Raw genomic sequence first — 22067 nt, 5'->3', positions numbered from 1 at the left:
CACCCCGGGCGGGGGTCCAGGGGCGCCAGGGGGCCTCGGTTCGGGGGCGTGCCGTAGGCTCACGGGAAAATCGTTGCGCCGGAGCCGCGCGGGACCACGAGCGGGGCGGGGAGTCCAGACCAGATGAGCACGGCATCGAGCACCGAGTCGTCCAGCACCCAGCCCGGAGCGGCGGCGCCGGTGGAGGCCCCCGAGGAGCGCACGGGCCGCGTGCCCCGGCGGTTCGGGGCGCTGGTGGACCGCTTCGCGCCCGCGCTGGGCGCGTACGCGGTGGTGAAGGCGATCGGCATGACCGTCTTCCTGCTGCTGCTCTCGCACACCGGCGACTACCTGACGAAGCAGCCGGGCCGCGGTGGCGCCGCCACCCCGTGGGACGTCCTGGGCACCTGGGACGGCGTCTGGTACCAGCGGATCGCCGAGGACGGGTACGACCCGCAGCTGATCCCGCTGCACGGCTTCCCGCTGGCCACCTACTACGAGAACTCGGCCGCCTTCTTCCCGCTCTACCCCTGGCTGATGCGGCTGGTCGGCGCGGTCACCGGGCTCGGTACGTACGGCTCCGGGATGGTCGTCTCGGTGCTGGCCTCGCTGGTCGCCGCGGCGGGGATCTTCGCGATCGCCGAGCGGCTCGGCGGCTTCCGGGCGGGCGTGATCGCGGCGGTGCTCTGGGGGCTGTTCCCGGGCTCCGGCGTGGAGTGGGCGGTCTACTCGGACTCGCTGTTCGTCGCGCTGTCCGCCTGGGCCTGCTACTGCGTGATGACCCGTCGCTGGATCGCGGCCGGCCTGCTGACGCTGGTGGCGGGCCTCAACCGGCCGACCGCCGCCGTACTGATCGCCGCCGTCTCGATCGCCGCGCTGGTCGCGCTGGTCCGCCGCACCGACGGGGTGGCCCGTCCGCTGACCGCGATGCTGGTCACCCCCTGGGGCCTGCTCGGCTACGTGGCCTGGGTCGGCTGGAAGATGGGCGACTGGACCGGCTACTTCAAGCTCCAGCAGGGCGCCTGGAACCGCTACTTCGACGGCGGCGTGTCCACCGTGCGCACGATCAGGGACGTGCTCGCCGGCCACTGGGTCTACTGGCAGGCCAACCCCGTCCCGGACCTGATCGCGATCGTCCTGCTGATCGCCCTGCCCGGGCTGCTGGTGCTGCTCTGGCGCACCCGGCCGCCGCTGGTGCTGTGGGTCTACACCGGGCTCACCCTCTTCACCGCGCTGAGCACCAACCAGATCTTCGGCAACATCTCGCGCTACCTGCTGCCCGCCTTCCCGCTCTGCATCGGCCTGGCGGTGGCGCTGCGCCGGGTGCGGACCTCCTCGCTGGCCGGGCTGCTGGCGACGCCGGTCCTCGCGGCGGGCTGGTACGCGGGCTATGCGCTGTTCGAGTTGGGCATCCCGTAGACCGCTGTTGGTTGGCTACGGGATCATCCGGCAGCAGACGGGCCGTTGCTAACCTCGGACGTATGACGACGCCCCCGCCGCCCGCGCGCCAGATCCGCGACATCTCCGGGCTGATGGACCACGCGAGCCACGTGCTGGCCACCCGGATGGCGGCCGCCTTCACCGAGCTCGGGATCACCCCGCGCGCCTACTGCGTGCTGTTCCACGCCCAGGAGGCCGAGCGCACCCAGATCCAGCTGGCCGAGCTGACGGACCTGGACAAGACGACCATGGTGGTCACCGTCGACGAGCTGGAGAAGGCGGGCCTGGCCGAGCGCCGTCCGTCCGCGACCGACCGGCGGGCCCGGATCGTCTCGGTCACCGAGGCGGGCGCGCGGGCCGTGGTGCAGGGCACCGCGATCGCCGACCGGGTGCACCGCGAGCTGCTGGAGTCGCTGCCGCGGCCCGAGCGCGAGGTGTTCGTCTCCGCCCTGACGCACCTGGTGGACGGCCATCTCGCGGAGCCGGTCGAGGTCGAGCGCACCGTCCGCCGGGCCCGCCGTTCCCGGGGCTGAGGGCGAGCCGGGGGCTCCACCCGCCGTACCCGAGAGCCCGGACCGTCCGCCGCGCATGTACTCCCGAGATAGATAGTCCCGAACAAAACAATCTGATAGCGTCCTACCCGGTACTCGACGAACCGGGAGAACCGCCATGACCACGCACGCCCCGGCCGCCACCAGGCCGGCTTCCGCAGCCCCCGCCCGCTCCCGCACCCTCGCCCTCGTGGTGCTCTGCGCGGGAATGCTGATGATCATCCTGGACGGCTCGATCGTCACCGTGGCCCTGCCCGCCATCCAGCAGGACCTCGGCTTCTCGCCGTCCGGACTGACCTGGACGGTCAACGCCTACCTGATCGCCTTCGGCGGCCTGCTCCTGCTGGCCGGCCGGCTCGGCGACCTGATCGGCCGCAAGCGGGTGTTCGTCGCCGGGCTCGCCGTCTTCACCGCCGCCTCGCTGCTCTGCGCCGTCGCCACCAGCCCCGGGCTGCTGATCGGCGCCCGCTTCCTCCAGGGCGTCGGCGGCGCGCTGGCCTCCTCGGTCAGCCTCGGCATGATCGTCACGCTCTTCCCCGAACCGCGCGAACGCGGCCGCGCGATCGGCGCGTTCAGCTTCGTCGGCGCGGCCGGCGCCTCCATCGGCCAGGTGCTCGGCGGCGTCCTCACCGAAGCCCTCGACTGGCACTGGATCTTCCTGATCAACCTGCCGCTCGGCATCGCCGCCGCGCTGCTCGCCCTCCGGGTGCTGGAGCCCGAGCGCGGCCCCGGCCTGCGGGCCGGCGCCGACGCCCCCGGCGCCGTGCTGATCACCGCCGCCCTGATGCTCGGCGTCTACACCATCGTCGGCACCGGCGAGCACGGCTGGAGCTCCGTCCGCACCCTCGGCCTGGGCGCCCTCGCCGTCGCCATGCTGGCCGCCTTCCTGCGGCACGAGGGGCGGGCCGCCCACCCGCTGCTGCCCCTGCGGATGTTCCGCTCGCGCAGCGTCTCCGGCGCCAACCTCGTCCAGGTCCTGACCATCTCCGGGATGTTCGGGTTCCAGATCCTGGTCGCCCTCCACATGCAGAACGTGCTCGGTTACGGGGCCGCCGCCACCGGCCTCGCGATGCTTCCGGCCGCCGTCGCCATCGGCGCGGTGTCCCTGCTGCTCTCCGCCCGGCTGAGCGCGCGCTTCGGCGAGCGCCGCGTCCTGCTCGCCGGCCTCGCCCTGCTGGTCGGCGCGCTCGGCCTGCTCACCCGGCTGCCCGCCGACGCCGACTACGCCGTGCACCTGCTGCCGACCATGCTGCTGATCGGCGGTGGCGGCCTGGTGCTCTCCACCCTCGCCGTGCTCGGCATGTCGGGCGCCGGACCGGCCGACGCGGGCACCGCCTCCGGGCTCTTCAACACCACCCAGCAGATCGGCGGCGCGCTCGGGGTCGCCGTCCTCACCACCCTCGCCGACGGCCGCACCGCGGCCCTCTCGGCCGCCGGGCAGCCCGCCACCGAGGCGCTCGCGGACGGCTTCCGGCTCGCCTTCGCGGTGGCCGCGGGCCTGCTGGCGACGGCTCTGCTGCTCGCCGCCACCGTACTGCGGCCCGCCGGTCGCCAGGACTGACGAACCGTCAACCAGCCCCACCCCGGCCCGCGTTCGGCGGAGTCGGGGCGGCGGGCGTCACGGCCAGACCAGGCAGTACAGCTGGTGCCCGGCGTCGTGCAGCCGGTTGGCGAAGTCCTGCCACTCGTGCAGCATGCTGTAGATCACGAACGCGTCCCGCGGCCCGCGCCGGTCCGGCACGGTGGACCAGATGAAGGCGGCGGCGCCGAGCTCGGTCTCGTCGGCCTTGCGCAGCGGCTCGACGACGTTGTGGGGGAGCTGGACGACGGCGTAGTCGGGGTGCAGCACGACCAGTTCCAGCGGCGGCACCTGGTGCAGCGGGACGCCCTGGATGCCGGTGAGCACCATGGCGCTCATCGTCTCCGGTTTGATCTTGGTGGAGAGGTGGCCGGTGGGGGAGCCGCTGGTCTCCATCAGGTCGCCGAGCCGCCCCAGCGAGCCGAGCTCGCCGGCGTCCAGGCCGAGCCCCCCCGGGCCGAGGGCGGTGGGGACCCTGGCGGCGGTCGCGCGGTCCGGGGCGCCGAAGTACTTGTAGGTCACCCCCACGCGTCCCTCACCCCGCCTCTCACCGCCGCGACGACCACGGCCCGTACCCGCTCCCGTACCCCCGCGTGCGGCCTCGGTGGGCCGGCGGGAGCCCCCCGCGGCCTCGTCGTAGCCGTCCTGCGCCTCGGACACTCGGACCATCCTCACCGGAATTCGCCGGAATCGACAGACCCCCGCACGTCCGGCGTCCCACCGGACGTGCTCCTTACCCGTCATGCGCCGCCGTACCCATTCGCGGTACGCGGCAGTCCTCTCCACACCCCTGCACACAGACCGGAGCGCCTGCGCACTCTGTGTACACAGTCTGACTGGTCCCCGGTCCGGTGCAGTCAGCGGCCCCTGCTGTACGGACAACCGTACAGACAACGGTGCCCGGATCATCGTTCCAGATGATCGGGTCGGACATGCAGAGCGCGAGGACACGATTTGAGACCATGTCTTTTGTGAGCTACCCCTACGAAGCCCCCCAGTCCCAGTCGCTGTTCGACCGCGCCTCCGTGGTGACGCCCGGCGGCGTGAACTCCCCGGTGCGCGCCTTCCGCGCGGTCGGCGGCACGCCGCGCTTCATGGTGTCCGGCACCGGCCCCTACCTCACCGACGCCGACGGCCGCGAGTACGTCGACCTGGTGTGCTCGTGGGGGCCGATGATCCTCGGCCACGCGCACCCCCCGGTGATCGAGGCCGTCCAGCGGGCCGTCTCCAACGGCACCTCCTTCGGCACCCCCGGCGAGGGCGAGGTCGAGCTGGCCGAGGAGATCGTCTCCCGGGTCGCCCCGGTCGAGCAGGTCCGCCTGGTCTCCTCCGGCACCGAGGCCACCATGTCCGCGATCCGGCTGGCCCGCGGGTTCACCGGCCGGGCGAAGGTGGTCAAGTTCGCCGGCTGCTACCACGGCCACGTGGACGCGCTGCTGGCCGCCGCCGGTTCCGGCGTGGCCACCTTCGGCCTGCCGGACACCCCGGGCGTCACCGGCGCCCAGGCCGGCGACACCATCGTGCTGCCGTACAACGACCTGGCCGCCGTCGAGCGGGCCTTCGCCGCCCACCCGGGCGAGATCGCCTGCGTGATCACCGAGGCCTCGCCCGGCAACATGGGCGTCGTCCCGCCGCTGCCCGGCTTCAACGGCGGCCTGGCCCGGCTCTGCCGGGAGAACGGCGCGCTGTTCATCTCCGACGAGGTGATGACCGGCTTCCGCGTCTCCAAGGCCGGCTGGTACGGCCTGGAGGCGGCGAACGAGGGCTGGGCGCCGGACCTGCTGACCTTCGGCAAGGTCATGGGCGGCGGCTTCCCGGCCGCGGCCTTCGGCGGCCGCGCCGACGTGATGGCGCACCTGGCCCCGGCCGGCCCGGTCTACCAGGCGGGCACCCTGTCCGGGAACCCGGTCGCCACCGCGGCCGGCCTGGCCCAGCTGCGCGGCTGCACCGACGAGGTGTACGCGACGGTGGACAAGGTCGCCGCCGAGATCTCCGGCCTGGTCACCGACGCGCTCGCCAAGGAGGGCGTGACGCACCGGCTGCAGACCGCCGGGAACATGTTCTCGGTGTTCTTCACCGAGGCCCCGGTCACCGACTACGACGAGGCCAGGACCCAGGAGGCGTACCGTTTCACCGCCTTCTTCCACGCGATGCTGGCCGAGGGCGTCTACCTGCCGCCGTCCGCCTTCGAGTCCTGGTTCGTCTCGGCGTCCCACGACGAGCGGGCGATCGAGCGGATCGCCGCCGCCCTGCCGGCCGCCGCGCGCGCCGCTGCCGCCGCCACGGCCTGACCCGCCGCGGCCCGAACCCGATTCCCCAGGAGCAGTCGAGAAGTGAGCGCCAAAGAGATCACCGTCGTCCACGTGATGCGGCACGGCGAGGTGCACAACCCGGAGGGCGTCCTGTACGGGCGCCTGCCGGACTACCACCTGTCCGAGCTGGGCCGGAAGATGGCCGAGCGGGTCGCCGAGGACCTGGCCGACCGGGACGTCACCCACGTGGTGGCCTCCCCGCTGGAGCGGGCCCAGGAGACGGCCGAGCCGATCGCCGAGGCGCACGGCCTGGCCGTCGCGGAGGACGAGCGGCTGATCGAGGCGGAGAACGTCTTCGAGGGCAAGACCTTCGGGGTCGGCGACGGTTCGCTGCGCAACCCGGGCTACTGGAAGTACCTCACCAACCCGTTCAAGCCCTCCTGGGGCGAGCCGTACCTCGACCAGGCGGTGCGGATGATGGGGGCGATCGGTGCCGCCCGGGACGCCGCGCGCGGGCACGAGGCGGTCTGCGTCAGCCACCAGCTGCCGATCTGGATCCTGCGCTCCTTCGTGGAGCGCCGCCGGCTCTGGCACGACCCGCGCAACCGGCAGTGCTCGCTGGCCTCGCTGACCAGCTTCACCTTCGAGGACGACCGGATCGTCTCGGTCGGCTACCGCGAGCCGGCCCGCGACCTGCTGCCCGCGCACCTGGTGGGCAAGGGCCGCAAGGGGGACAAGCCGGTGGGCAAGAGCTTCGGCGCCTAGCCTTCCGCCCCTCCCGTAAGCGGTGCGTAAGTATGACTTCGGGTCACCTGGCACGTGCCGGGTGACCCGAAGTCGTCGCAGGTCAGACGGGGTGCGACGCGCAAGGCAGGACCCCGGCGAACCTGCCCGGAACTCCATGCGAAACTTTTCACATGTCTGCCATGACGCGCCCCCGTCCCCGTGTCGCCGCAGCAGCCGTCGTCACCGTCGCCGCTGCCGCGCTCGCCCTCACCGGCTGCTCCTCCTCGGGCTCGTCGGGCGGCGGCGAGGGCCAGGTCGGCTTCGTCACGGTCAAGGGCACCAACCTGTCGAAGGCGGAGGCGGGCAAGCGCGGCGACGCGCCGGACATCTCCGGGGAGACCCTGGAGGGCACCCCGGCCAAGCTCTCCGACTACCGGGGCAAGGTCGTCGTGCTGAACGTCTGGGGCTCCTGGTGCGGCCCGTGCCGGGCCGAGGCCAAGAGCCTCCAGAACGTCTCGGAGAAGTACAGGGACCAGGGCGTCCAGTTCCTCGGCATCAACACCCGGGACACCGAGAAGCAGAACGCCGTCCGCTTCGAGCAGGAGCAGGGCGTCACCTACCCGAGCCTCTTCGACCCGGCCGGCACCCAGCTGCTCAAGTTCCCCAAGGGCAGCCTCAACCCGCAGTCCATCCCGACCACCCTGATCGTCGACCGGGACGGCAGGCTGGCCGCCCGCGCCGTCGGCGGCACCACCGAGGACGCGCTGGAGTCGATCCTCCAGCCGGTGGTCGCGGAGCAGAAGCAGTGAGCCTGCCGCAGCAGCTCGCCGACAACACCGGAACGCTCCAGAGCGGGGCGCTGCTGGTGGCCGCGCCGATCGCGCTGGTGGCCGGGCTGGTGTCGTTCTTCTCGCCCTGCGTGCTGCCGCTCGTCCCGGGCTACCTGTCGTACGTGACCGGCTTCTCCGCCGCCGACCTCGCGGACGCGCGCGGCGCCCGGCGCGGCCGGATGCTGCTCGGGGCGACGCTGTTCATCCTCGGCTTCACCGCCGTGTTCGTCTCGGGCGGTGCGCTGTTCGGGCAGTTCGGCGACACCCTCCAGGAGCACAAGCGGGTCATCTCGATCGTGCTCGGGGCGGTGACGATCGTGATGGGCCTCGCCTTCATGGGCCTCGTCCCCGGCCTGAGCATGCGCGAGATGCGCTCCCACCGCCGTCCGGCGGTCGGCCTGCTCGGCGCCCCCCTGCTGGGCGTGGTCTTCGGCGTCGGCTGGACGCCGTGCATCGGCCCGACCCTGGCGACCGTCCAGAACCTGGCGCTGAACCAGGCCGACGCCGCGCGCGGCGCCATGCTGATGACCTTCTACTGCCTGGGCCTCGGCGTACCGTTCATCGTGGCCGCGGTGGCCTTCCGCCGGGCGCTGGGCGCCTTCGGCTGGGTCAAGCGGCACTACCCGCTCGTCATGAGGATCGGCGGCGGCATGCTCGTCGCGGTCGGTCTGCTGCTCGTCACCGGGATCTGGGACTCGATGATGAGCCAGCTGCAGTCCTGGACCGCCGACTTCCAGATCGGAATCTGACCGTGAGCAACACCACGACCGAGACCGAGCAGCCCCCGGCGCCGGACGACGGCGCGGCCGAGCGGCTCAGCACCGCGCCGGTCGAGTCCGAAGGCCCGACCGGCATAGGGACGTTCGGCTGGGCGCGCTGGATGTGGCGCCAGCTGACGTCCATGCGGGTCGCCCTGATCCTGCTCTTCCTGCTGTCGCTGGCGGCCATCCCCGGCTCGCTGATCCCGCAGTACCAGAACGGCCAGGGCCAGTTGAAGGTCGAGGCCTGGAAGGCGCAGCACGCCACCGTCGCCCCGGTCTACGAGAAGCTCCAGCTGTTCGACGTCTACAGCTCGGTCTGGTTCTCCGCGATCTACATCCTGCTGTTCGTCTCGCTGGCCGGCTGCATCGTCCCGCGCACCTGGCAGTTCGTCGGCGTGCTGCGCTCCCAGCCGCCGGCCGCGCCGCGCAACCTGACCCGGATGCCGGTGCACGCCGCCTGGCGCACCGACGCGGAAGCCGACCGGGTGAACGCCGCCGCGCACCGGTTGCTGCGCCGGCGCGGCTTCCGCGCGCACCTGTCCGGCGGTTCGGTCGCGGCCGAGAAGGGCTACCTGCGCGAGGTCGGCAACCTGCTGTTCCACCTGTCGCTGTTCGCGCTGCTCGGCGGTTTCGCCTGGTCCAGCCTGGCCGCCGGCACCGGCGGCAAGCTGATGATCGAGGGCGAGGGCTACTCCAACACCATCACCCAGCTCGACGACTTCAACGGCACCCGGTTCTACGGCAGCCAGGACCTCGACCCCTTCTACCTGAAGCTGAACGGCTTCACCTCGAAGTTCCAGGAGAAGGGCGACCAGATCGGCGCCGCCCGGCAGTTCACCGCGAACGTCGAGTACTACGCGGGCAGCGACGAGTCCAAGCTGAAGAAGTCGACGATCGAGGTCAACCACCCGCTGGAGGTCGGCGGCAGCAAGGTCTACCTGATCGGCCACGGCTACGCCCCGGTCATCACCGTCAAGAACGGCAAGGGCGACGTCGTCTACCGGGGCGCCGTCCCGTTCCTGCCGCAGGACGGCAACCTCACCTCCACCGGTGTCGTGAAGGTCTCCGACTACGGCACCGGCCCCGACGGCAACAAGACCCAGCTGGGCTTCTCCGGCTTCTTCCTGCCGACCGCCCCGCTGAGCTTCGAGGGCACCGGCCCGGTCTCGCTGTTCCCCGGTGACGCCGCCCCCGAGCTGGTGCTGAACGCCTTCGCGGGCGACCTCGGCACCGACTCCGGCCTGCCGCAGAACGTCTACCAGCTCAACACCCGCAAGCTCACCCAGCTCACCCGGGACGGCGAGCCGGCCAAGGCCCGGCTCAAGCCCGGCCAGGGCTGGGAGCTCCCCGACGGCTACGGCTCGGTGACCTTCGAGGGCTACAAGCAGTGGGCCAGCTTCAACGTCACGCACCGCCCGGGCAACTCGATCGCCCTGGCCGGCGGGGTGCTGGCGATCCTCGGTCTGATCGGCTCGCTGTTCATCCAGCGCCGCCGGATCTGGGTGCGGGCGGTCGCCCTGCCGGGCGGCGGCACCCAGGTGGAGCTGGCCGGCCTGGCCCGCAGCGAGTCGGCGAAGATCGCCGAGGAGCTGGCGGAGCTGGCGGTCGACCTCCAGGACGACGCCCCGGCCTCCGAGGAGGACGACGCCCCGGCCTCCACGAAGGAGGACGCCCCGGCCTCCGCGGAGGAGGACGGGGACGGCACCGAGCGCTCCGCCGCCGCTCCCGACGCGGTGTCCGACGACCCCGAGGCCGAGGCCTCAGCCCCCGCAGTCCCTGCCGACCAGAACTCCAAGGAGTAGACGGTGCAACTCGCCTCGGCGGTCGACCCCCAGCTGGCCGACCTCTCCAACAAGCTGATCTATTCGGCGATGGTGGTCTACACGCTCGCCATGTTCGCCCACATGATCGAGTGGACCTTCGGCAGCAAGGGCGCCGTCGCCGTCCGCTCGAAGGAGCAGGCCGTCAGCCTCGGCGAGACCGTCGCCACGGCCGGGCCGAAGGCCAGGAAGGTCACCGTCACCGTGGCGGGGGCCGGCGGCGGCACCACCACGCTCACCCGCACCGCGGTCGCGGGCGAGGGCGCGACGGTGGTCACCAGCGGGCGCGGCGCGGACGAGGAGGACGGCCCGGGCGCGGCCGGCACCAGCGAGCGGGCCGACCTGGCCGGCCGGATCGCCGTCTCGCTCACCGTGCTCGCCGCCCTGCTGCACGCGGGCGGGATCGTCACCCGCGGCCTCTCGGTCTCCCGCTGGCCGTGGGGCAACATGTACGAGTTCTCCTGCGCCTTCGCCTTCGCGATGACGGCGGCGTACCTGGTGCTGCTGGCCACGAGGAAGAACGTCCGCTGGCTGGGTCTGCCGGTCGTCCTCGCGGGGCTGCTGACCCTCGGCATCGCCACCACGGTGCTCTACACCGACTCCGAGCAGCTCGTCCCGGCGCTGCACTCGCCGTGGCTGGCGATCCACGTCTCCACCGCGATCTTCTGCGGCGGCGCCTTCTACGCGGCGTTCATCGCCACGCTGCTCTACCTCGGCAAGGACTCCTTCGACAAGCGGACGGCGGCCGGCCTCACCACCGGCCCGCTGGGCACCTCGGCCTCGATCTGGCGCCGGCTGCCCGCCGCGTCGACCTTCGACAAGCTGTCGTACCGGATCAACGCCCTGGTCTTCCCGCTGTGGACGTTCACCATCATCGCGGGCGCGATCTGGGCCGAGGCGGCCTGGGGCAAGTACTGGGAGTGGGACCCGAAGGAGACCTGGTCGTTCATCACCTGGGTCGCCTACGCCTGCTACCTGCACGCCCGGGCGACGGCCGGCTGGAAGGGCCGCAAGGCCGCCTACCTGGCGCTGGCGGCGTTCGCCTGCTGGCTCTTCAACTACTACGGCGTGAACATCTTCGTCACCGGAAAGCACTCCTACGCGGGGATCTGACCGGGACACACGACCACCCACCGGCCCGGCCCTCTCCCACAGGTAGCCGGGCCGAGGTGCAACAGGGGTAGTGCGCGCCGGCCGCCGGTCGGTGCGAGAGGGAACTGAGGAGGAAATCGCGCAATGGAGTGCGACGAGGTCATGTTGACCGTCCGAATCACCGCCGCCGAGCGCATGCTGCTCCGCCGGCTCGCCCAGGGACACCGGAGCGACGTGTCCGAGGTGGTGTCCGACGCGCTGCTGGACATCATCCCCACGCTCAGCGCGCCGGGGGACGCCTACCGGCTGCTGGGGGCGCTGGCGGTGCCCGCGCCGTGCGCCCTGACGGTGTGGCTGCCGACCCCGCTGGCCGACCTGCTGGTGCCCGGCGCGGCCCGGATCGCGCAGATCACCGACGTCCGGATCGAGTCGGCCAGCGCCGCCCTGGGCGCGGCGCTGCGGCTCTGGCTGGCCCAGGACCCGGTCCGGCTGGCGACCAACCTCAGCGTGATGCACGCGGGCCGGCCGGCCGCCCTGGTGGCCGCCTGACGGGGGTCAGCTCGCCAGCGGCAGCCGGGTGCCGCCGAGGCCCGGCGCGGCGGGGCGGCCGTCGTAGGCGTCCCGCTGGGCCGGTACCGCCGGGCCCTCGGCCGGGCCGTCCAGCGGCGCGGTGAGCAGCAGGCACTCGGCCGCCGTCAGGCCGTCCTGGAGCAGTTGGACCCGTACCGGCTGCCGGGCGCCCGCCGCGGCGGGCGCGGCAGTCGGTCCGGCGGCCGGCCCGGAGGTCGGTCCGGCGATGGGTTCGGGGACCGCCCGGACGAGGCAGGGACGGTCCAGCTCGATGTACCTCTCGAAGGAGGTCACCAGCTCGACCGGCACCACCGGCTCGGGGTGGCGCAGCCGCTGGGCGGCCTGCCGGGCGGCCTCCAGCACCAGCATCCCGGGCACGTGGTCCAGCTCGTGGTCGAACAGCACCGGGTGGGTGGCGTCGGCGCGCAGCAGCCAGGTGTCCGGGGCGAGGGTCGGGCTGAGCACCACGTCGGCGGGCTGGGCGCGGCCGACCAGTTCGGGGGCGGCGGGCGCCGGCGGCCGTGGCGCGGCGGTGCGCCGCCCGGGGCCGCGCAGCCGGGCGTACGAGGCGGGGGAGACCACCCGCAGCCGGCCGGTGCCCCGGCCGATCGGCCGGCCGTCCCGGGTGACGTCGACGCACACCCGCAGCGAGACCAGCTCGCCGTGCCGCATCCGGACGTCCTCGCAGTCGACGGCCAGCATCAGCGAGGCGGGGCCGGTGGTGACGGCCAGGCCCGGCAGCCCGGATCCGTCGAGCGCGTAGGAGAGGTCCTCCATCACGAAGTGGTGGCCGCGCGGCACCCCGAATCCGGCGTGGCCGATCAGCAGCCCGGCCTGCCGGATCGTTTCGGCGAGCAGCACCGGGTCGTGGTAGCGGTCCCCGGGGAGCCGGTAGAAGCCGTGCAGCCGGGGCCACTGGGCGCCGAGCAGGAAACCGTACGGGCCGGTGGACCGCCAGCCGGTGAGGAACACCTCGGAGACCGCGGTGCGGTGCACCAGGTGCCGGGAGACGGTCCGGTCGTGGAAGTCGTAGCCGGTCGCGGGGCCGTCGTGGAAGTCGAGGCCGCCACCGCTGCCCGGGCCGGGGTGGGCGTACGGGCCGCGCGGGTCCGGCTCTACGATCGATGGCATGACTGGCCCCCGCCTCAGGGTGTCGGTCGGAGCGGCCGCCACGGCCGTCCGAGCAAAACATACATACCACCCGGTTTGTCTTTGCCGACCGGGGTGCCCGGGCCGCACTCGCCGGTACCACCACGCTACCTGGCCCGTGCGCTGGGGGAATGCCCGTTCGGCGGACCTCGGACCATCGGTGGGGGGCCGTCCCCGCTGGACGGCGGGGGCGAAGCAGGCGCTAGATTAGATACCAACCATGCGGTTTCGGGCGTCCCGTCCGCATGCGGCGCCGCCTCGCGGGGCGCGCCGACAGCAGCCGGGTGGGGCGGGGATCGCGCCCGGTCGAGTCCGGAGGGGGCCAGTGGTCAAGCAGGAACGGGCCGGGCGGACCCGGCAGGCCGTACTGCTCGCGGCCGCGGAGACCTTCGCGCGGGTGGGCTTCGAGGCCGCCAGCCTGGTCGACATCAGCCGTCGGGCCGGGGTGAGCAAGGGGGCCCTCTACTTCCACTTCGTGTCCAAGCAGGCCCTCGCCGACGGGGTGCGCCGCGCCTCCGGGCGGGAGGTCGGCTCGGCCGCGCTGCGCGCGCTGCGGGCCGACGGCCCGGCGCTCCAGGGCCTGATCGACTTCTCCCACGAGCTGGCCCGGATGCTGCGGGAGGACGTGGTGGTGCGGGCCGGTGTCCGGCTGGTCCAGCAGGGCCGGCGCCGGGACGGCGTCCTGGAGGGGCCGTCCGGCCGGTCCGCCCCGGTGGCCGCCGACGTCGCCTGGCGCAGCCTCACCGCCGTCGTCCACCGGCTGCTGGACCGCGCCGCCGAGGCCGGTGAGCTGGGCCCCGGGGTGGACCGGCGGGCCGCCGCCGAACTGCTCACCGCGGTGGCGGCGGGCCAGGTGCTGCTCGGGGACGAGGAGGCCGGCGCGCCCGGGCCGGAGAAGGTGAGCCGGCTCTGGACGGCCGCGCTGCCGGCCCTGGTGGCGGCGGAGCACCGGGCGGGCTACCGGGTCTGATCCGGCGCGGTCGCGGGGCCGTCCGGTGACCCGGCCTGCCCGGTGGCCCGGGGTGCGTCGGACGGCCCGGGCGCATCGGACGGGCTCAGGCGCGCCCGACGGCTCAGGCGCGCTCGGCGACGCTCAGCCGGGCGAGCGCGTGCGGCTGGACCAGGCCGGGCAGCAGCAGCGTCCAGAGGTCGGACATCCGCTGGACCAGGTCCTGCCGGTCGGCCAGCACCTGGGAGCTCAGCTGGATGCCGGTGACGGCCCCGGTGATCACCCCGGAGGCCGCGGTCAGGTCGACCCCCGGGTGGAGGTCGCCGGCCTCCCGGGCGCGCTCCAGCAGCGCGCCGACCGTGTCCATCCAGCCCTGGTAGGCCGCGATCTGCGGCTGGGTGAAGCTGCCGTGCTCGATCGTCAGCCGGATGCTGCCGCGCACCAGCGGGTCGGTCTGGAGCGCGCGGGCGAAGGCGTACCCGAGGTCGATGAGGTTCTGCACCGGGCTGTCCGAGGACGGTGCCCACCCGGAGATCCAGGCGCCCTGCCCCTCGATGACGGCGAGCGCCAGGTCCTCCTTGGAGTGGAAGTGGAAGTACAGCGCGCCCTTGGTGACGCCGGCCCGGTCCAGGATCTCGGCCATCGTGGCGGCGGCGTAGCCCCGCTCGTCGAACACCTCGGCCGCCGCGACGAGTACCGCCTGGCGGGTCGCCAGCGCGCGGGCCTGCCTGGCCATCGCAGCCTCCCTGGAAGGTTCTGGTCCCGGCAGCGGCCGGTCCCGTGGGGGCGGACGGGGCGGCGGACGCGTACCGCCCAGCAGGTATCCTACCGAGCCCTCCGCGGCCCCCTCCGGCCCCGGCCGACCGGGCGGGGGCCCGGCCGGCGCGGCTCCCGGGAAAAGCCCGACGGCCGGCCACCCCGTTCGGGTGGCCGGCCGTCGGCTCGGGCGGTCAGGCCGCCTGCTGCCAGCTGAACGGCGAGTAGTACGCCGGCCGGCGCTCCAGGCGCTGCCAGTTGGCGATCGGCTCCATCGGCGCGGCGGCGGCGGCCTGCTGCGCGGCGGCGGCGCGCGCGGCGAGGACGGCGGTCAGGGCGGCGAGTTCCTCGTCGGTGAGAGTGCCGCGGACGATGCGGACGAGGGGTTCGGCGGAAGCGGTCATGTCCTGGTTTCTCCCCCGGTGGCTGTGGTCTGAGTGGGTGCCCGGTGCGGGCTGCTGCTGTGGAGCGGGTGCGCTGGGAGGCGCCGCTACATCGGCGGGTTGCCGTGCTTGCGGCTGGGCAGGTCGGCGTGCTTGGTGCGGAGCATGGCGAGGGCGGCGGAGATCACCCGACGGGTCTCGGCCGGGTCGATGACGTCGTCCACGAGGCCGCGCTCGGCCGCGTAGTACGGGTGCATCAGCTCGCTCTTGTACTCCTTGATCTTCTGGGCGCGCATGGCGTCCGGGTCCTCGGCGGCGTTGATCTCGCGCCGGAAGATGACGTTGGCCGCGCCCTCGGCGCCCATCACGGCGATCTCGTTGGTCGGCCAGGCGTAGGACAGGTCGGCGCCGATGGAGCGGGAGTCCATCACGATGTAGGCGCCGCCGTAGGCCTTGCGCAGGATCAGCGAGATGCGCGGCACGGTGGCGTTGCAGTACGCGTAGAGCAGCTTGGCGCCGTGCCGGATGATGCCGCCGTGCTCCTGGTCGACGCCGGGCAGGAAGCCGGGGACGTCGAGCAGGGTGACCAGCGGGATGTTGAAGGCGTCGCACATCTGGACGAAGCGGGCGGCCTTCTCGCTCGCGTCGATGTCCAGCACGCCGGCCAGCGACTGCGGCTGGTTGGCGATGATGCCGACGACGTGGCCGTCGATCCGGGCGAGCACGCAGAGCACGTTGGTGGCCCAGCGCTCGTGGACCTCCAGGTACTCGCCGTGGTCGACGATCTCCTCGATCACCTTGCGCATGTCGTACGGGCGGTTGCCGTCGGCGGGCACCAGGTCCAGCAGGCTGTCGTTGCGCCGCTCGACCGGGTCGTCGCTCATCACGGACGGCGGCATCTCGCGGTTGTTCTGCGGCAGCAGCGACAGGAGGTAGCGGACCTCCTCGATGCAGGACTGCTCGTCGTCGTAGATGAAGTGGGCGACGCCGGAGACGCCGGCGTGCACGTCCGCGCCGCCGAGGCCGTTCTGGGTGATCTTCTCGCCGGTCACCGCCTGGACCACGTCCGGGCCGGTGATGAACATCTGCGAGGTCTCGCGGACCATGAAGACGAAGTCGGTCAGCGCGGGGGAGTACGCGGCGCCGCCGGCGCACGGGCCGAGCATCACCGAGATCTGCGGGATGACGCCGGAGGCCTTGGTGTTGCGCTGGAAGATGCCGCCGTACCCGGCCAGGGCGGTGACGCCCTCCTGGATGCGGGCGCCGGCGCCGTCGTTCAGCGAGACCAGCGGGGCGCCGGCCGCGATGGCCATGTCCATGATCTTGTGGATCTTCTGCGCGTGGGCCTCGCCCAGCGCGCCGCCGAAGATCCGGAAGTCGTGCGCGTACGTGAAGACGGTGCGCCCGTGGACGGTGCCCCAGCCGACGACCACGCCGTCGGTGTGCGGCTTCTTGGCCTCCAGGCCGAAGCCCTGGGCGCGGTGCCGGCGGAACGGCTCGACCTCCTGGAAGGAGCCCTCGTCCAGCAGCAGCTCGATGCGCTCGCGGGCGGTCAGCTTGCCCTTGGCGTGCTGGGCCTCGGTGGCCTTGTCGCTGGGGCCGCGGCGGACCTTCTCACGGAGCTCGTGCAGCTCGGCGACCCGCCCGTGGGCGTCAGCCGGGACCTCCGGGACCTCGCCGTCGACCGGCGCCTCATGCACAACCGTCATCTCGAACCACTCCAAGGGTGAGGGAACTGTCCGACAGCCAACGTCTGCTGTGCCCCCGGCTGCGAATCACTTTCTTCACTTATGACTGTACGAGGGGCCGTGCGCTGGTTTCGGCGTCGATTCCGTACAAGGTCGGGTTCGTTTAGCTGTCAGGCCCTTACAGAAGCGGTCGACCCGATCACCGTGCGCTCGGTGTTCATCCGGATACCGGGGGTTGTCGAACAGATGATGGTCCGATGATCTGAGCATGAAGAAAAGTGCAGGTCAGGACCGTCTGCCGGTGCCCCGGGCCGGTCCTCTCGGGGGCCGCTCAAGGTCCACTCCAGCCCGGTGGCCAGGGGTTCGCCGACCGGCCGAGGGATTGAGCAATCGTAGAGAAGCACCAAAAACACCGAAGCCCACCCCGCGCGGTGGGGGTGGGCTGTCCGAGCGAGCGGGCGGACCCGCTCCGATCAGCTCTTCCTGCCGTCCTCGGGTTCGTCGCGGTCGCGCAGCTCCCGCTCGCGGCGGCGCAGGTCGGCCTCCCACTGCTTGAGCATGTCCTCGTGGTCTTTGTCGCTCTTCTTCAACGAGGCGAGGAACTCGGGGTCGTCGTCCGGCGCCATCGGGCGCCCGCCGCGCGGGGCCGGGCGGCCCGGACGGTCGTCGGCCGGGTACCCCGGGTCGGCCGCCCCGGCGGCCGCGGTCCGCAGGAAGCCGCGCTGCTTGCCGGCGATCAGCCAGGCGATCGGGCCCAGCGGCGGGAAGAGCAGCACGATCAGCACCCAGACCACCTTGGGCAGGTGCTTCACCTCGTCCTCGGGCGTGGTCAGGCAGTCCACGAACGCCCAGACCCAGAGCGCGAGCGGAAGGATGATGGTCAGAAGAATCCTCGGCACGGCTGGGATCTCCCCCCGGGCGACGACGGTGGCGGGCGCCTTCCAGGGGCCCTTGACCCGGCCAGGCTATCGGGTGGCGGATACTGACAGGCATGGCATACGACGATCTCCGCTCGTTTCTCCGCGCCCTCGACCGCGAGGGCGACCTCAAGCGCATCAAGGCGGAGGTGGACCCGCACCTGGAGATCGGCGAGATCGTCGACCGGGTGCAGAAGGCCAAGGGCCCGGCGCTGCTCTTCGAGAACGTCAAGGGTTCGTCGATGCCGCTGGCCATGAACGTCTTCGGCACCGAACGGCGGCTGGCCAAGTCGCTGGGCCTCAAGGGCCCGGAGGACATCTCAGAGAAGATCGCCGGCCTGCTCAAGCCGGAGCTGCCGCAGGGCTTCACCGGCTTCCGCGACGCCTTCGGCAAGCTCGCATCGATGGCGCACGTCCCGCCCCGGCACGTGAAGTCCGGCGACGCCCCGGTGCAGGAGGTCGTGCTCACCGGTGACGACGTCGATCTGGACGCGCTGCCCGCCCTCTTCACCTGGCCGCTGGACGGCGGCTCGTTCTTCAACCTGGGCCTGACCCACACCAAGGACCCGGACACCGGCATCCGCAACCTGGGCCTCTACCGCCTCCAGCGGCACGACCGCCGCACCATCGGCATGCACTGGCAGATCCACAAGGACAGCCGCAACCACTACGCGGTGGCGGCCAGGCGCGGCGAGCGCCTCCCGGTCGCGATCGCCTTCGGCTGCCCGCCGGCCGTCACCTACGCGGCCACCGCGCCGCTGCCCGGGGACATCGACGAGTACCTCTTCGCCGGCTTCGTCGCCGGGGAGCGGGTCCGGATGGTCGACTGCAAGACCGTGCCGCTCCAGGTCCCGGCCGACGCGGAGGTCGTGCTGGAGGGCTGGCTGGAGCCCGGCGAGATGCTGCCCGAGGGCCCGTTCGGCGACCACACCGGCTTCTACACCCCGCAGGAGCCGTTCCCGGCACTGAAGATCGACTGCGTGACGATGCGCCGCCGCCCGATCCTCCAGTCCATCGTGGTCGGCCGCCCGCCGACGGAGGACGGCCCGCTCGGCAAGTTCACCGAGCGGTTCTTCCTGCCGCTGCTGAAGATCATCATCCCGGACATCGTCGACTACGACCTGCCCGAGGCCGGCGGCTTCCACAACTGCGTGATCGTCTCGATCGACAAGAAGTACCCCAAGCACGCCCAGAAGACGATGCACGCGATCTGGGGCGCGCACATGATGTCGCTGACCAAGCTGATCATCGTGGTGGACTCCGACTGCGACGTGCACGACTACCAGGAAGTCGCCTGGCGCGCCTTCGGCAACGTCGACTACAGCCGCGACCTCACCGTGGTCGAAGGCCCGGTGGACCACCTGGACCACGCCTCGTACCAGCAGTTCTGGGGCGGCAAGGCCGGCATCGACGCGACCCGCAAGCTGCCCGAGGAGGGCTACACCCGGGACGGCGGCTGGCCGGAGATGGTGTCCTCGGACCCGGCGACGGCCGCCCTGGTCTCGCGCCGCTGGAAGGAGTACGGACTGTGAGCACGGCTGCCGTCGAGACCCCCGGGCGCACGAAGGCCTTCCTGCGCCTGGTGATGATCGAGCACTCGGTCTTCGCCCTGCCCTTCGCGTACATCGCCGCGCTGACGGCGATGTTCCTCGCCGACCGGCGGGTGCACTGGGGCGAGCTGTTCGTCGTCACCGTCTGCATGGTCGGGCTGCGCACCTTCGCGATGGCGGCCAACCGGATCATCGACCGCGAGATCGACGCCCGCAACCCGCGCACCGCCACCCGCGAACTGGTCACCGGCGCGGTGTCGTTGAAGACCGCGTACGTCGGCTCGGCCGTCGCCCTGGTGGTCTTCCTCGGCGCGGCCGCGATGCTCAACCCGCTCTGCCTGGCGCTCGCGCCGGTCGCCGTGGTGCCGATGGTGGTCTACCCGTACGGCAAGCGGTTCACCGACTTCCCGCAGGCGATCCTGGGCCTGGCCCAGGCGATGGGGCCGGTCGGCGCCTGGCTCGCGGTGACGGGCACGTGGTCCTGGGACGCGGTCGTGCTGGGCGTCGCGGTCGGCATCTGGATCGGCGGCTTCGACCTGATCTACGCCTGCCAGGACGTCGAGTCCGACCGCGAGAACGGCGTGCGTTCGGTGCCGGCGCGCTACGGCGTACCGGCGGCCGTCCGGGGCGCGCGGGTCTGCCACCTCCTGACGACGCTCCTGCTGGGCTGGTTCGCGCTCCGCACGGACGCCGGACCGGCGTTCTGGATCGGCCTGGTGGTCGTCGCGGGCGCGTTCGTGTACGAGCACACCATCGTGAAGCCGAACGACCTGTCGAAGCTCAACCGGGCGTTCTTCCAGACCAACAGCTTCGTGGGGATCTCGCTGTTCTTCTTCGCCCTGGTGGACCTGGTCGTCCGCGGGCTCGGGATCTGACGCCCGCCCCCGCCCGGAACCCCGGCCGGTCGGCCTGCGCTCAGTGGTGCAGGAAGCCCTCCAGCGACACCGCCAGGGCCACCGGGGCCTCGTACATCGGGAAGTGCCCGCTGCCGCCGAGCTCCTCCAGTTCGGCGTGGGGGTAGTGGCTGAGGAAGGTGCCGCGCATCACGTCGGCGGTGAGGACGAGGTCGTGCTCGCCGACGATCACCTTGACCGGCACCGGGTTGCCGCTGATCCGGCGCTCCAGGTCGGCCGTAGCCCAGTCGCGGACGTAGCCGCCGAAGGCCTCGGGGGTGGACAGCCGCAGCGACTGGTCGACCATGCGGTCGAGCCAGACCCGGCCGGCCCGTCGGCCGGTGACCAGGTCCAGGATGGCGAGGCGCTTCCCGCGGTCCTCGGCGGCGCCGTAGAACAGCGCCTCCCCGGCCGCGTCCAGCGGGTACGCCCCGGCCGGCACCGGCGCCAGGCCGACCAGCTTGCGCACCCGCAGCGGAGCCTCGGCGAGCACCTGCTGGGCCGCCTTGCCGCCCATCGAGTGGCCGACGAGGGAGAAGCGGTCCCAGCCGAGCTGGTCGGCCAGGGCGAGCGCGTCGGAGGCGATCTCGGCGAGCGTGTACGCGCCGGGGACGTCCTTGCGCTGCCCGTAGCCGCGGTAGTCGAGGAAGGCGTAGCTGAAGGCGTCGCCGTCGAGGTAGTCGAGGAACGGGCCCCAGCCCGCGCTGGTGCCGAACCAGTCGTGCAGGACCAGGACGTGGTGGTCGCCGGTTCCGGTCGAGCGGTGAGGGATCGTCATGCCAGCCGTCGTTCCCCGCGAGCCGCCCGCCCGAACGGACGGTTCGGGGGGAGGGGGAAGCGGGGAGCGGCGTACGGGCCGTGGCGGCTCAGGCGTCGCGGCGGGCGAACGCCGGGGCGTGCTCGGGGAGCGGGCCCAGGGCGATCAGGCGGGAGACCAGCTGCCGGAAGCCGGGCGCGAAGCGGGCCAGCAGCACCAGCCGCCGCGGCGGGCCGACCCGGCGGCCGCTGAGCACCGGCTCGAACATGACGTCGTGCAGGACCCGCTGCATCCGCTGGGTGATCACCGTCGGCCGCCACCGGCGCCGCTGCACCCGGGCGAGCGCGGCGGTGGTCGGCCGGCCGTGGCGCAGCGGTTCGGCGAGCAGGGTGGCGGCCGCGACGGCGTCCTGGATCGCGAGGTTGATGCCCACCCCGCCGGCCGGGGACATCGCGTGGGCGGCATCGCCGATCAGCAGCAGCCCGTCGGCGTACCAGCGGTGCAGCCGGTCGAGCCGGACGTCGAGCAGGTGGACGTCGTCCAGGCCGGCCAGCTGGTCGACCCGGTCGGCGTACCGGGGCAGCAGTTCGGCGATCCGGGCGCGGAACCGTTCGATGCCCTCGGCGCGCAGCAGCGGGTCGGCGCCCTTGGTCCGGAAGTAGGCGATCTGGAAGTAGTCGTCCCGGGTGAGGCTCAGGGCGATGTCGCGGTGCCCGAAGCCGGGGACGACGCTGGGCGGTGCGGACCGCTCGTGGGGGTGCCGGGGCAGCCGGAACCACCAGACGTCGAAGGGCACCGGGAACTCCTCGGGCGTCAGTCCGGCGGCCCGGCGCAGGGCGGAGTGCCGGCCGTCGGCGGCGACGGTGAGGTCGGCGCGCAGTTCGCCCTCCTCGCCGTCCCGGGTGCGGTACCGGACGCCGACCACCCGGCCGCCGTCCCGGAGCAGGCCGGTGGCCTCGGTGTTCATCCGCAGGGTGAAGGTGGGCTCCCGCCGGGCCTCCGAGGCCAGGAAGTTCAGCAGGTCCCACTGCGGGATCATCGCGATGTAGTTGTACGGGGGCCGCAGCCGTTCGTAGGCGCTCAGCGCGACGGGCGCGGCGCCGGGCACCCGCACGACCAGGTCGCCGAGGCGGCTCTGCGGCAGGGCGGCGAACTTCCGGCCGAGGCCGAGTTCGTCCATCAGCCGCACGGTGGAGGCGTGGACGGTGTCGCCGCGGAAGTCGCGCAGGAAGTCCCCGTGCTTCTCCAGCACGGTCACCTCGACGCCGGCGCGTGCCAGCAGCAGACCCAGCATCATTCCGGCCGGACCGCCCCCGGAGATCACGACGCTCATGGCTCTCCCCTCTCAGTGTTCGATCGACCACTGTCCGTATGGAACTTGCCTATACAGACTCTCTGGAACCGTCCCAGGTGTCAAGTAGTACG

Annotated in this window: 21 protein-coding genes; 13 read left to right on the top strand and 8 right to left on the bottom strand. The window is 72.6% G+C overall.

Features of this window, described 5'->3' with window-relative positions; all coding sequences use genetic code 11:
- Positions 1–123: 123 nt before the first annotated feature.
- From ACZ5GH_RS16010 to ACZ5GH_RS16000, 3 genes are all read left to right on the top strand, one after another.
- Positions 124–1398 carry a glycosyltransferase family 39 protein gene (locus ACZ5GH_RS16010; protein ID WP_387753008.1) on the top strand — a complete coding sequence of 425 codons (1275 nt, stop codon included), beginning with the start codon at positions 124–126 and terminating at the stop codon, positions 1396–1398.
- Positions 1399–1460: 62 nt separating this feature from the next.
- Positions 1461–1952, top strand: a complete 492-nt coding sequence (locus tag ACZ5GH_RS16005) for a MarR family winged helix-turn-helix transcriptional regulator (RefSeq protein ID WP_464334541.1) — start codon at positions 1461–1463, stop codon at positions 1950–1952.
- A gap of 136 nt (positions 1953–2088) precedes the next feature.
- Positions 2089–3531: a DHA2 family efflux MFS transporter permease subunit gene (locus ACZ5GH_RS16000; RefSeq protein ID WP_464334540.1), complete on the top strand. Its 1443-nt coding sequence runs from the start codon at positions 2089–2091 to the stop codon at positions 3529–3531.
- A gap of 57 nt (positions 3532–3588) precedes the next feature.
- Here ACZ5GH_RS16000 and ACZ5GH_RS15995 read toward each other — a convergent pair whose 3' ends face one another.
- The gene (locus ACZ5GH_RS15995; RefSeq protein WP_121174810.1) at positions 3589–4071 is read right to left on the bottom strand and encodes a hypothetical protein; all 483 of its coding nucleotides are present in this window, start codon (positions 4069–4071) and stop codon (positions 3589–3591) included.
- A 440-nt stretch (positions 4072–4511) separates the two neighbouring features.
- Between ACZ5GH_RS15995 and hemL the strand changes: the two genes are divergently transcribed.
- From hemL to ACZ5GH_RS15960, 7 genes are all read left to right on the top strand, one after another.
- Entirely contained in the window at positions 4512–5840 is a 1329-nt protein-coding gene (gene hemL, locus ACZ5GH_RS15990) for a glutamate-1-semialdehyde 2,1-aminomutase (protein WP_387753017.1), read from the top strand.
- 75 nt (positions 5841–5915) lie between these two features.
- Positions 5916–6566, top strand: a complete 651-nt coding sequence (locus ACZ5GH_RS15985) for a histidine phosphatase family protein (protein ID WP_387753210.1) — start codon at positions 5916–5918, stop codon at positions 6564–6566.
- 152 nt (positions 6567–6718) lie between these two features.
- Positions 6719–7336 carry a TlpA family protein disulfide reductase gene (locus ACZ5GH_RS15980; protein WP_464334539.1) on the top strand — a complete coding sequence of 206 codons (618 nt, stop codon included), beginning with the start codon at positions 6719–6721 and terminating at the stop codon, positions 7334–7336.
- Positions 7333–8106, top strand: a complete 774-nt coding sequence (locus ACZ5GH_RS15975) for a cytochrome c biogenesis CcdA family protein (protein ID WP_464334538.1) — start codon at positions 7333–7335, stop codon at positions 8104–8106. The genes ACZ5GH_RS15980 and ACZ5GH_RS15975 overlap by 4 nt, the downstream gene beginning before the upstream one ends.
- The gene (locus tag ACZ5GH_RS15970; protein WP_464336834.1) at positions 8103–9920 is read left to right on the top strand and encodes a cytochrome c biogenesis ResB family protein; all 1818 of its coding nucleotides are present in this window, start codon (positions 8103–8105) and stop codon (positions 9918–9920) included. Before ACZ5GH_RS15975 ends, ACZ5GH_RS15970 begins: the two co-directional genes overlap by 4 nt.
- A 3-nt stretch (positions 9921–9923) precedes the next feature.
- Positions 9924–11051 (top strand): c-type cytochrome biogenesis protein CcsB, encoded by a 1128-nt coding sequence (gene ccsB / locus ACZ5GH_RS15965; RefSeq protein ID WP_464334537.1) that lies wholly within the window; start codon positions 9924–9926, stop codon positions 11049–11051.
- A 141-nt stretch (positions 11052–11192) separates the two neighbouring features.
- Positions 11193–11579 carry a hypothetical protein gene (locus ACZ5GH_RS15960; protein ID WP_355256523.1) on the top strand — a complete coding sequence of 129 codons (387 nt, stop codon included), beginning with the start codon at positions 11193–11195 and terminating at the stop codon, positions 11577–11579.
- Between the two features lie 6 nt (positions 11580–11585).
- Here ACZ5GH_RS15960 and ACZ5GH_RS15955 read toward each other — a convergent pair whose 3' ends face one another.
- Entirely contained in the window at positions 11586–12731 is a 1146-nt protein-coding gene (locus ACZ5GH_RS15955) for a ScbA/BarX family gamma-butyrolactone biosynthesis protein (protein ID WP_464334536.1), read from the bottom strand.
- Between the two features lie 343 nt (positions 12732–13074).
- On the opposite strand from ACZ5GH_RS15955, the gene ACZ5GH_RS15950 reads away from it, so the two are divergent.
- Positions 13075–13719: a ScbR family autoregulator-binding transcription factor gene (locus ACZ5GH_RS15950; RefSeq protein ID WP_387753031.1), complete on the top strand. Its 645-nt coding sequence runs from the start codon at positions 13075–13077 to the stop codon at positions 13717–13719.
- A 103-nt stretch (positions 13720–13822) separates the two neighbouring features.
- Here ACZ5GH_RS15950 and ACZ5GH_RS15945 read toward each other — a convergent pair whose 3' ends face one another.
- From ACZ5GH_RS15945 to ACZ5GH_RS15930, 4 genes are all read right to left on the bottom strand, one after another.
- On the bottom strand, positions 13823–14434 hold the full coding sequence (locus ACZ5GH_RS15945) for a ScbR family autoregulator-binding transcription factor (RefSeq protein WP_387753034.1): 612 nt from the start codon (positions 14432–14434) through the stop codon (positions 13823–13825).
- Between the two features lie 214 nt (positions 14435–14648).
- Complete coding sequence (locus ACZ5GH_RS15940) at positions 14649–14858, bottom strand: acyl-CoA carboxylase epsilon subunit (RefSeq protein WP_387753037.1); 210 nt, start codon at positions 14856–14858, stop codon at positions 14649–14651.
- Positions 14859–14944: 86 nt separating this feature from the next.
- The gene (locus ACZ5GH_RS15935; RefSeq protein WP_387753039.1) at positions 14945–16546 is read right to left on the bottom strand and encodes an acyl-CoA carboxylase subunit beta; all 1602 of its coding nucleotides are present in this window, start codon (positions 16544–16546) and stop codon (positions 14945–14947) included.
- A 452-nt stretch (positions 16547–16998) separates the two neighbouring features.
- On the bottom strand, positions 16999–17424 hold the full coding sequence (locus tag ACZ5GH_RS15930; protein WP_464334535.1) for a PLD nuclease N-terminal domain-containing protein: 426 nt from the start codon (positions 17422–17424) through the stop codon (positions 16999–17001).
- A gap of 92 nt (positions 17425–17516) precedes the next feature.
- Here ACZ5GH_RS15930 and ACZ5GH_RS15925 point away from each other — a divergent pair, with 92 nt between their 5' ends.
- Both ACZ5GH_RS15925 and mqnP read left to right on the top strand, forming a co-directional pair.
- A complete protein-coding gene (locus ACZ5GH_RS15925; protein ID WP_387753045.1) occupies positions 17517–18974 on the top strand; it encodes a menaquinone biosynthesis decarboxylase in 1458 nt (485 codons plus the stop codon).
- On the top strand, positions 18971–19867 hold the full coding sequence (mqnP, locus tag ACZ5GH_RS15920; RefSeq protein ID WP_387753048.1) for a menaquinone biosynthesis prenyltransferase MqnP: 897 nt from the start codon (positions 18971–18973) through the stop codon (positions 19865–19867). Before ACZ5GH_RS15925 ends, mqnP begins: the two co-directional genes overlap by 4 nt.
- A gap of 40 nt (positions 19868–19907) precedes the next feature.
- Here the strand turns inward: mqnP and ACZ5GH_RS15915 are convergent, their stop codons facing one another.
- Positions 19908–20663 carry an alpha/beta fold hydrolase gene (locus tag ACZ5GH_RS15915; RefSeq protein WP_464334534.1) on the bottom strand — a complete coding sequence of 252 codons (756 nt, stop codon included), beginning with the start codon at positions 20661–20663 and terminating at the stop codon, positions 19908–19910.
- An 88-nt stretch (positions 20664–20751) separates the two neighbouring features.
- Positions 20752–21975 (bottom strand): FAD-dependent oxidoreductase, encoded by a 1224-nt coding sequence (locus ACZ5GH_RS15910; RefSeq protein WP_387753054.1) that lies wholly within the window; start codon positions 21973–21975, stop codon positions 20752–20754.
- Between the last annotated feature and the right edge of the window lie 92 nt (positions 21976–22067).

This window comes from Kitasatospora sp. Xyl93 (assembly GCF_055383135.1).
Note: the sequence above shows the minus strand (reverse complement) of the source record. Positions and strands in the feature narration are given on the sequence as shown.

What these genes read in the sequence shown, in the direction of transcription:
- ACZ5GH_RS16010 (WP_387753008.1), top strand. Translation starts at nt 124, where the DNA reads ATGAGCACGGCATCGAGCACCGAGTCGTCCAGCACCCAGCCCGGAGCG.
- ACZ5GH_RS16005 (WP_464334541.1), top strand. Translation starts at nt 1,461, where the DNA reads ATGACGACGCCCCCGCCGCCCGCGCGCCAGATCCGCGACATCTCCGGG.
- ACZ5GH_RS16000 (WP_464334540.1), top strand. Translation starts at nt 2,089, where the DNA reads ATGACCACGCACGCCCCGGCCGCCACCAGGCCGGCTTCCGCAGCCCCC.
- hemL (WP_387753017.1), top strand. Translation starts at nt 4,512, where the DNA reads ATGTCTTTTGTGAGCTACCCCTACGAAGCCCCCCAGTCCCAGTCGCTG.
- ACZ5GH_RS15985 (WP_387753210.1), top strand. Translation starts at nt 5,916, where the DNA reads ATGCGGCACGGCGAGGTGCACAACCCGGAGGGCGTCCTGTACGGGCGC.
- ACZ5GH_RS15980 (WP_464334539.1), top strand. Translation starts at nt 6,719, where the DNA reads ATGTCTGCCATGACGCGCCCCCGTCCCCGTGTCGCCGCAGCAGCCGTC.
- ACZ5GH_RS15960 (WP_355256523.1), top strand. Translation starts at nt 11,193, where the DNA reads ATGTTGACCGTCCGAATCACCGCCGCCGAGCGCATGCTGCTCCGCCGG.
- ACZ5GH_RS15955 (WP_464334536.1), bottom strand. Translation starts at nt 12,731, where the DNA reads ATGCCATCGATCGTAGAGCCGGACCCGCGCGGCCCGTACGCCCACCCC.
- ACZ5GH_RS15945 (WP_387753034.1), bottom strand. Translation starts at nt 14,434, where the DNA reads ATGGCCAGGCAGGCCCGCGCGCTGGCGACCCGCCAGGCGGTACTCGTC.
- ACZ5GH_RS15940 (WP_387753037.1), bottom strand. Translation starts at nt 14,858, where the DNA reads ATGACCGCTTCCGCCGAACCCCTCGTCCGCATCGTCCGCGGCACTCTC.
- ACZ5GH_RS15935 (WP_387753039.1), bottom strand. Translation starts at nt 16,546, where the DNA reads ATGACGGTTGTGCATGAGGCGCCGGTCGACGGCGAGGTCCCGGAGGTC.
- ACZ5GH_RS15925 (WP_387753045.1), top strand. Translation starts at nt 17,517, where the DNA reads ATGGCATACGACGATCTCCGCTCGTTTCTCCGCGCCCTCGACCGCGAG.
- ACZ5GH_RS15915 (WP_464334534.1), bottom strand. Translation starts at nt 20,663, where the DNA reads ATGACGATCCCTCACCGCTCGACCGGAACCGGCGACCACCACGTCCTG.
- ACZ5GH_RS15910 (WP_387753054.1), bottom strand. Translation starts at nt 21,975, where the DNA reads ATGAGCGTCGTGATCTCCGGGGGCGGTCCGGCCGGAATGATGCTGGGT.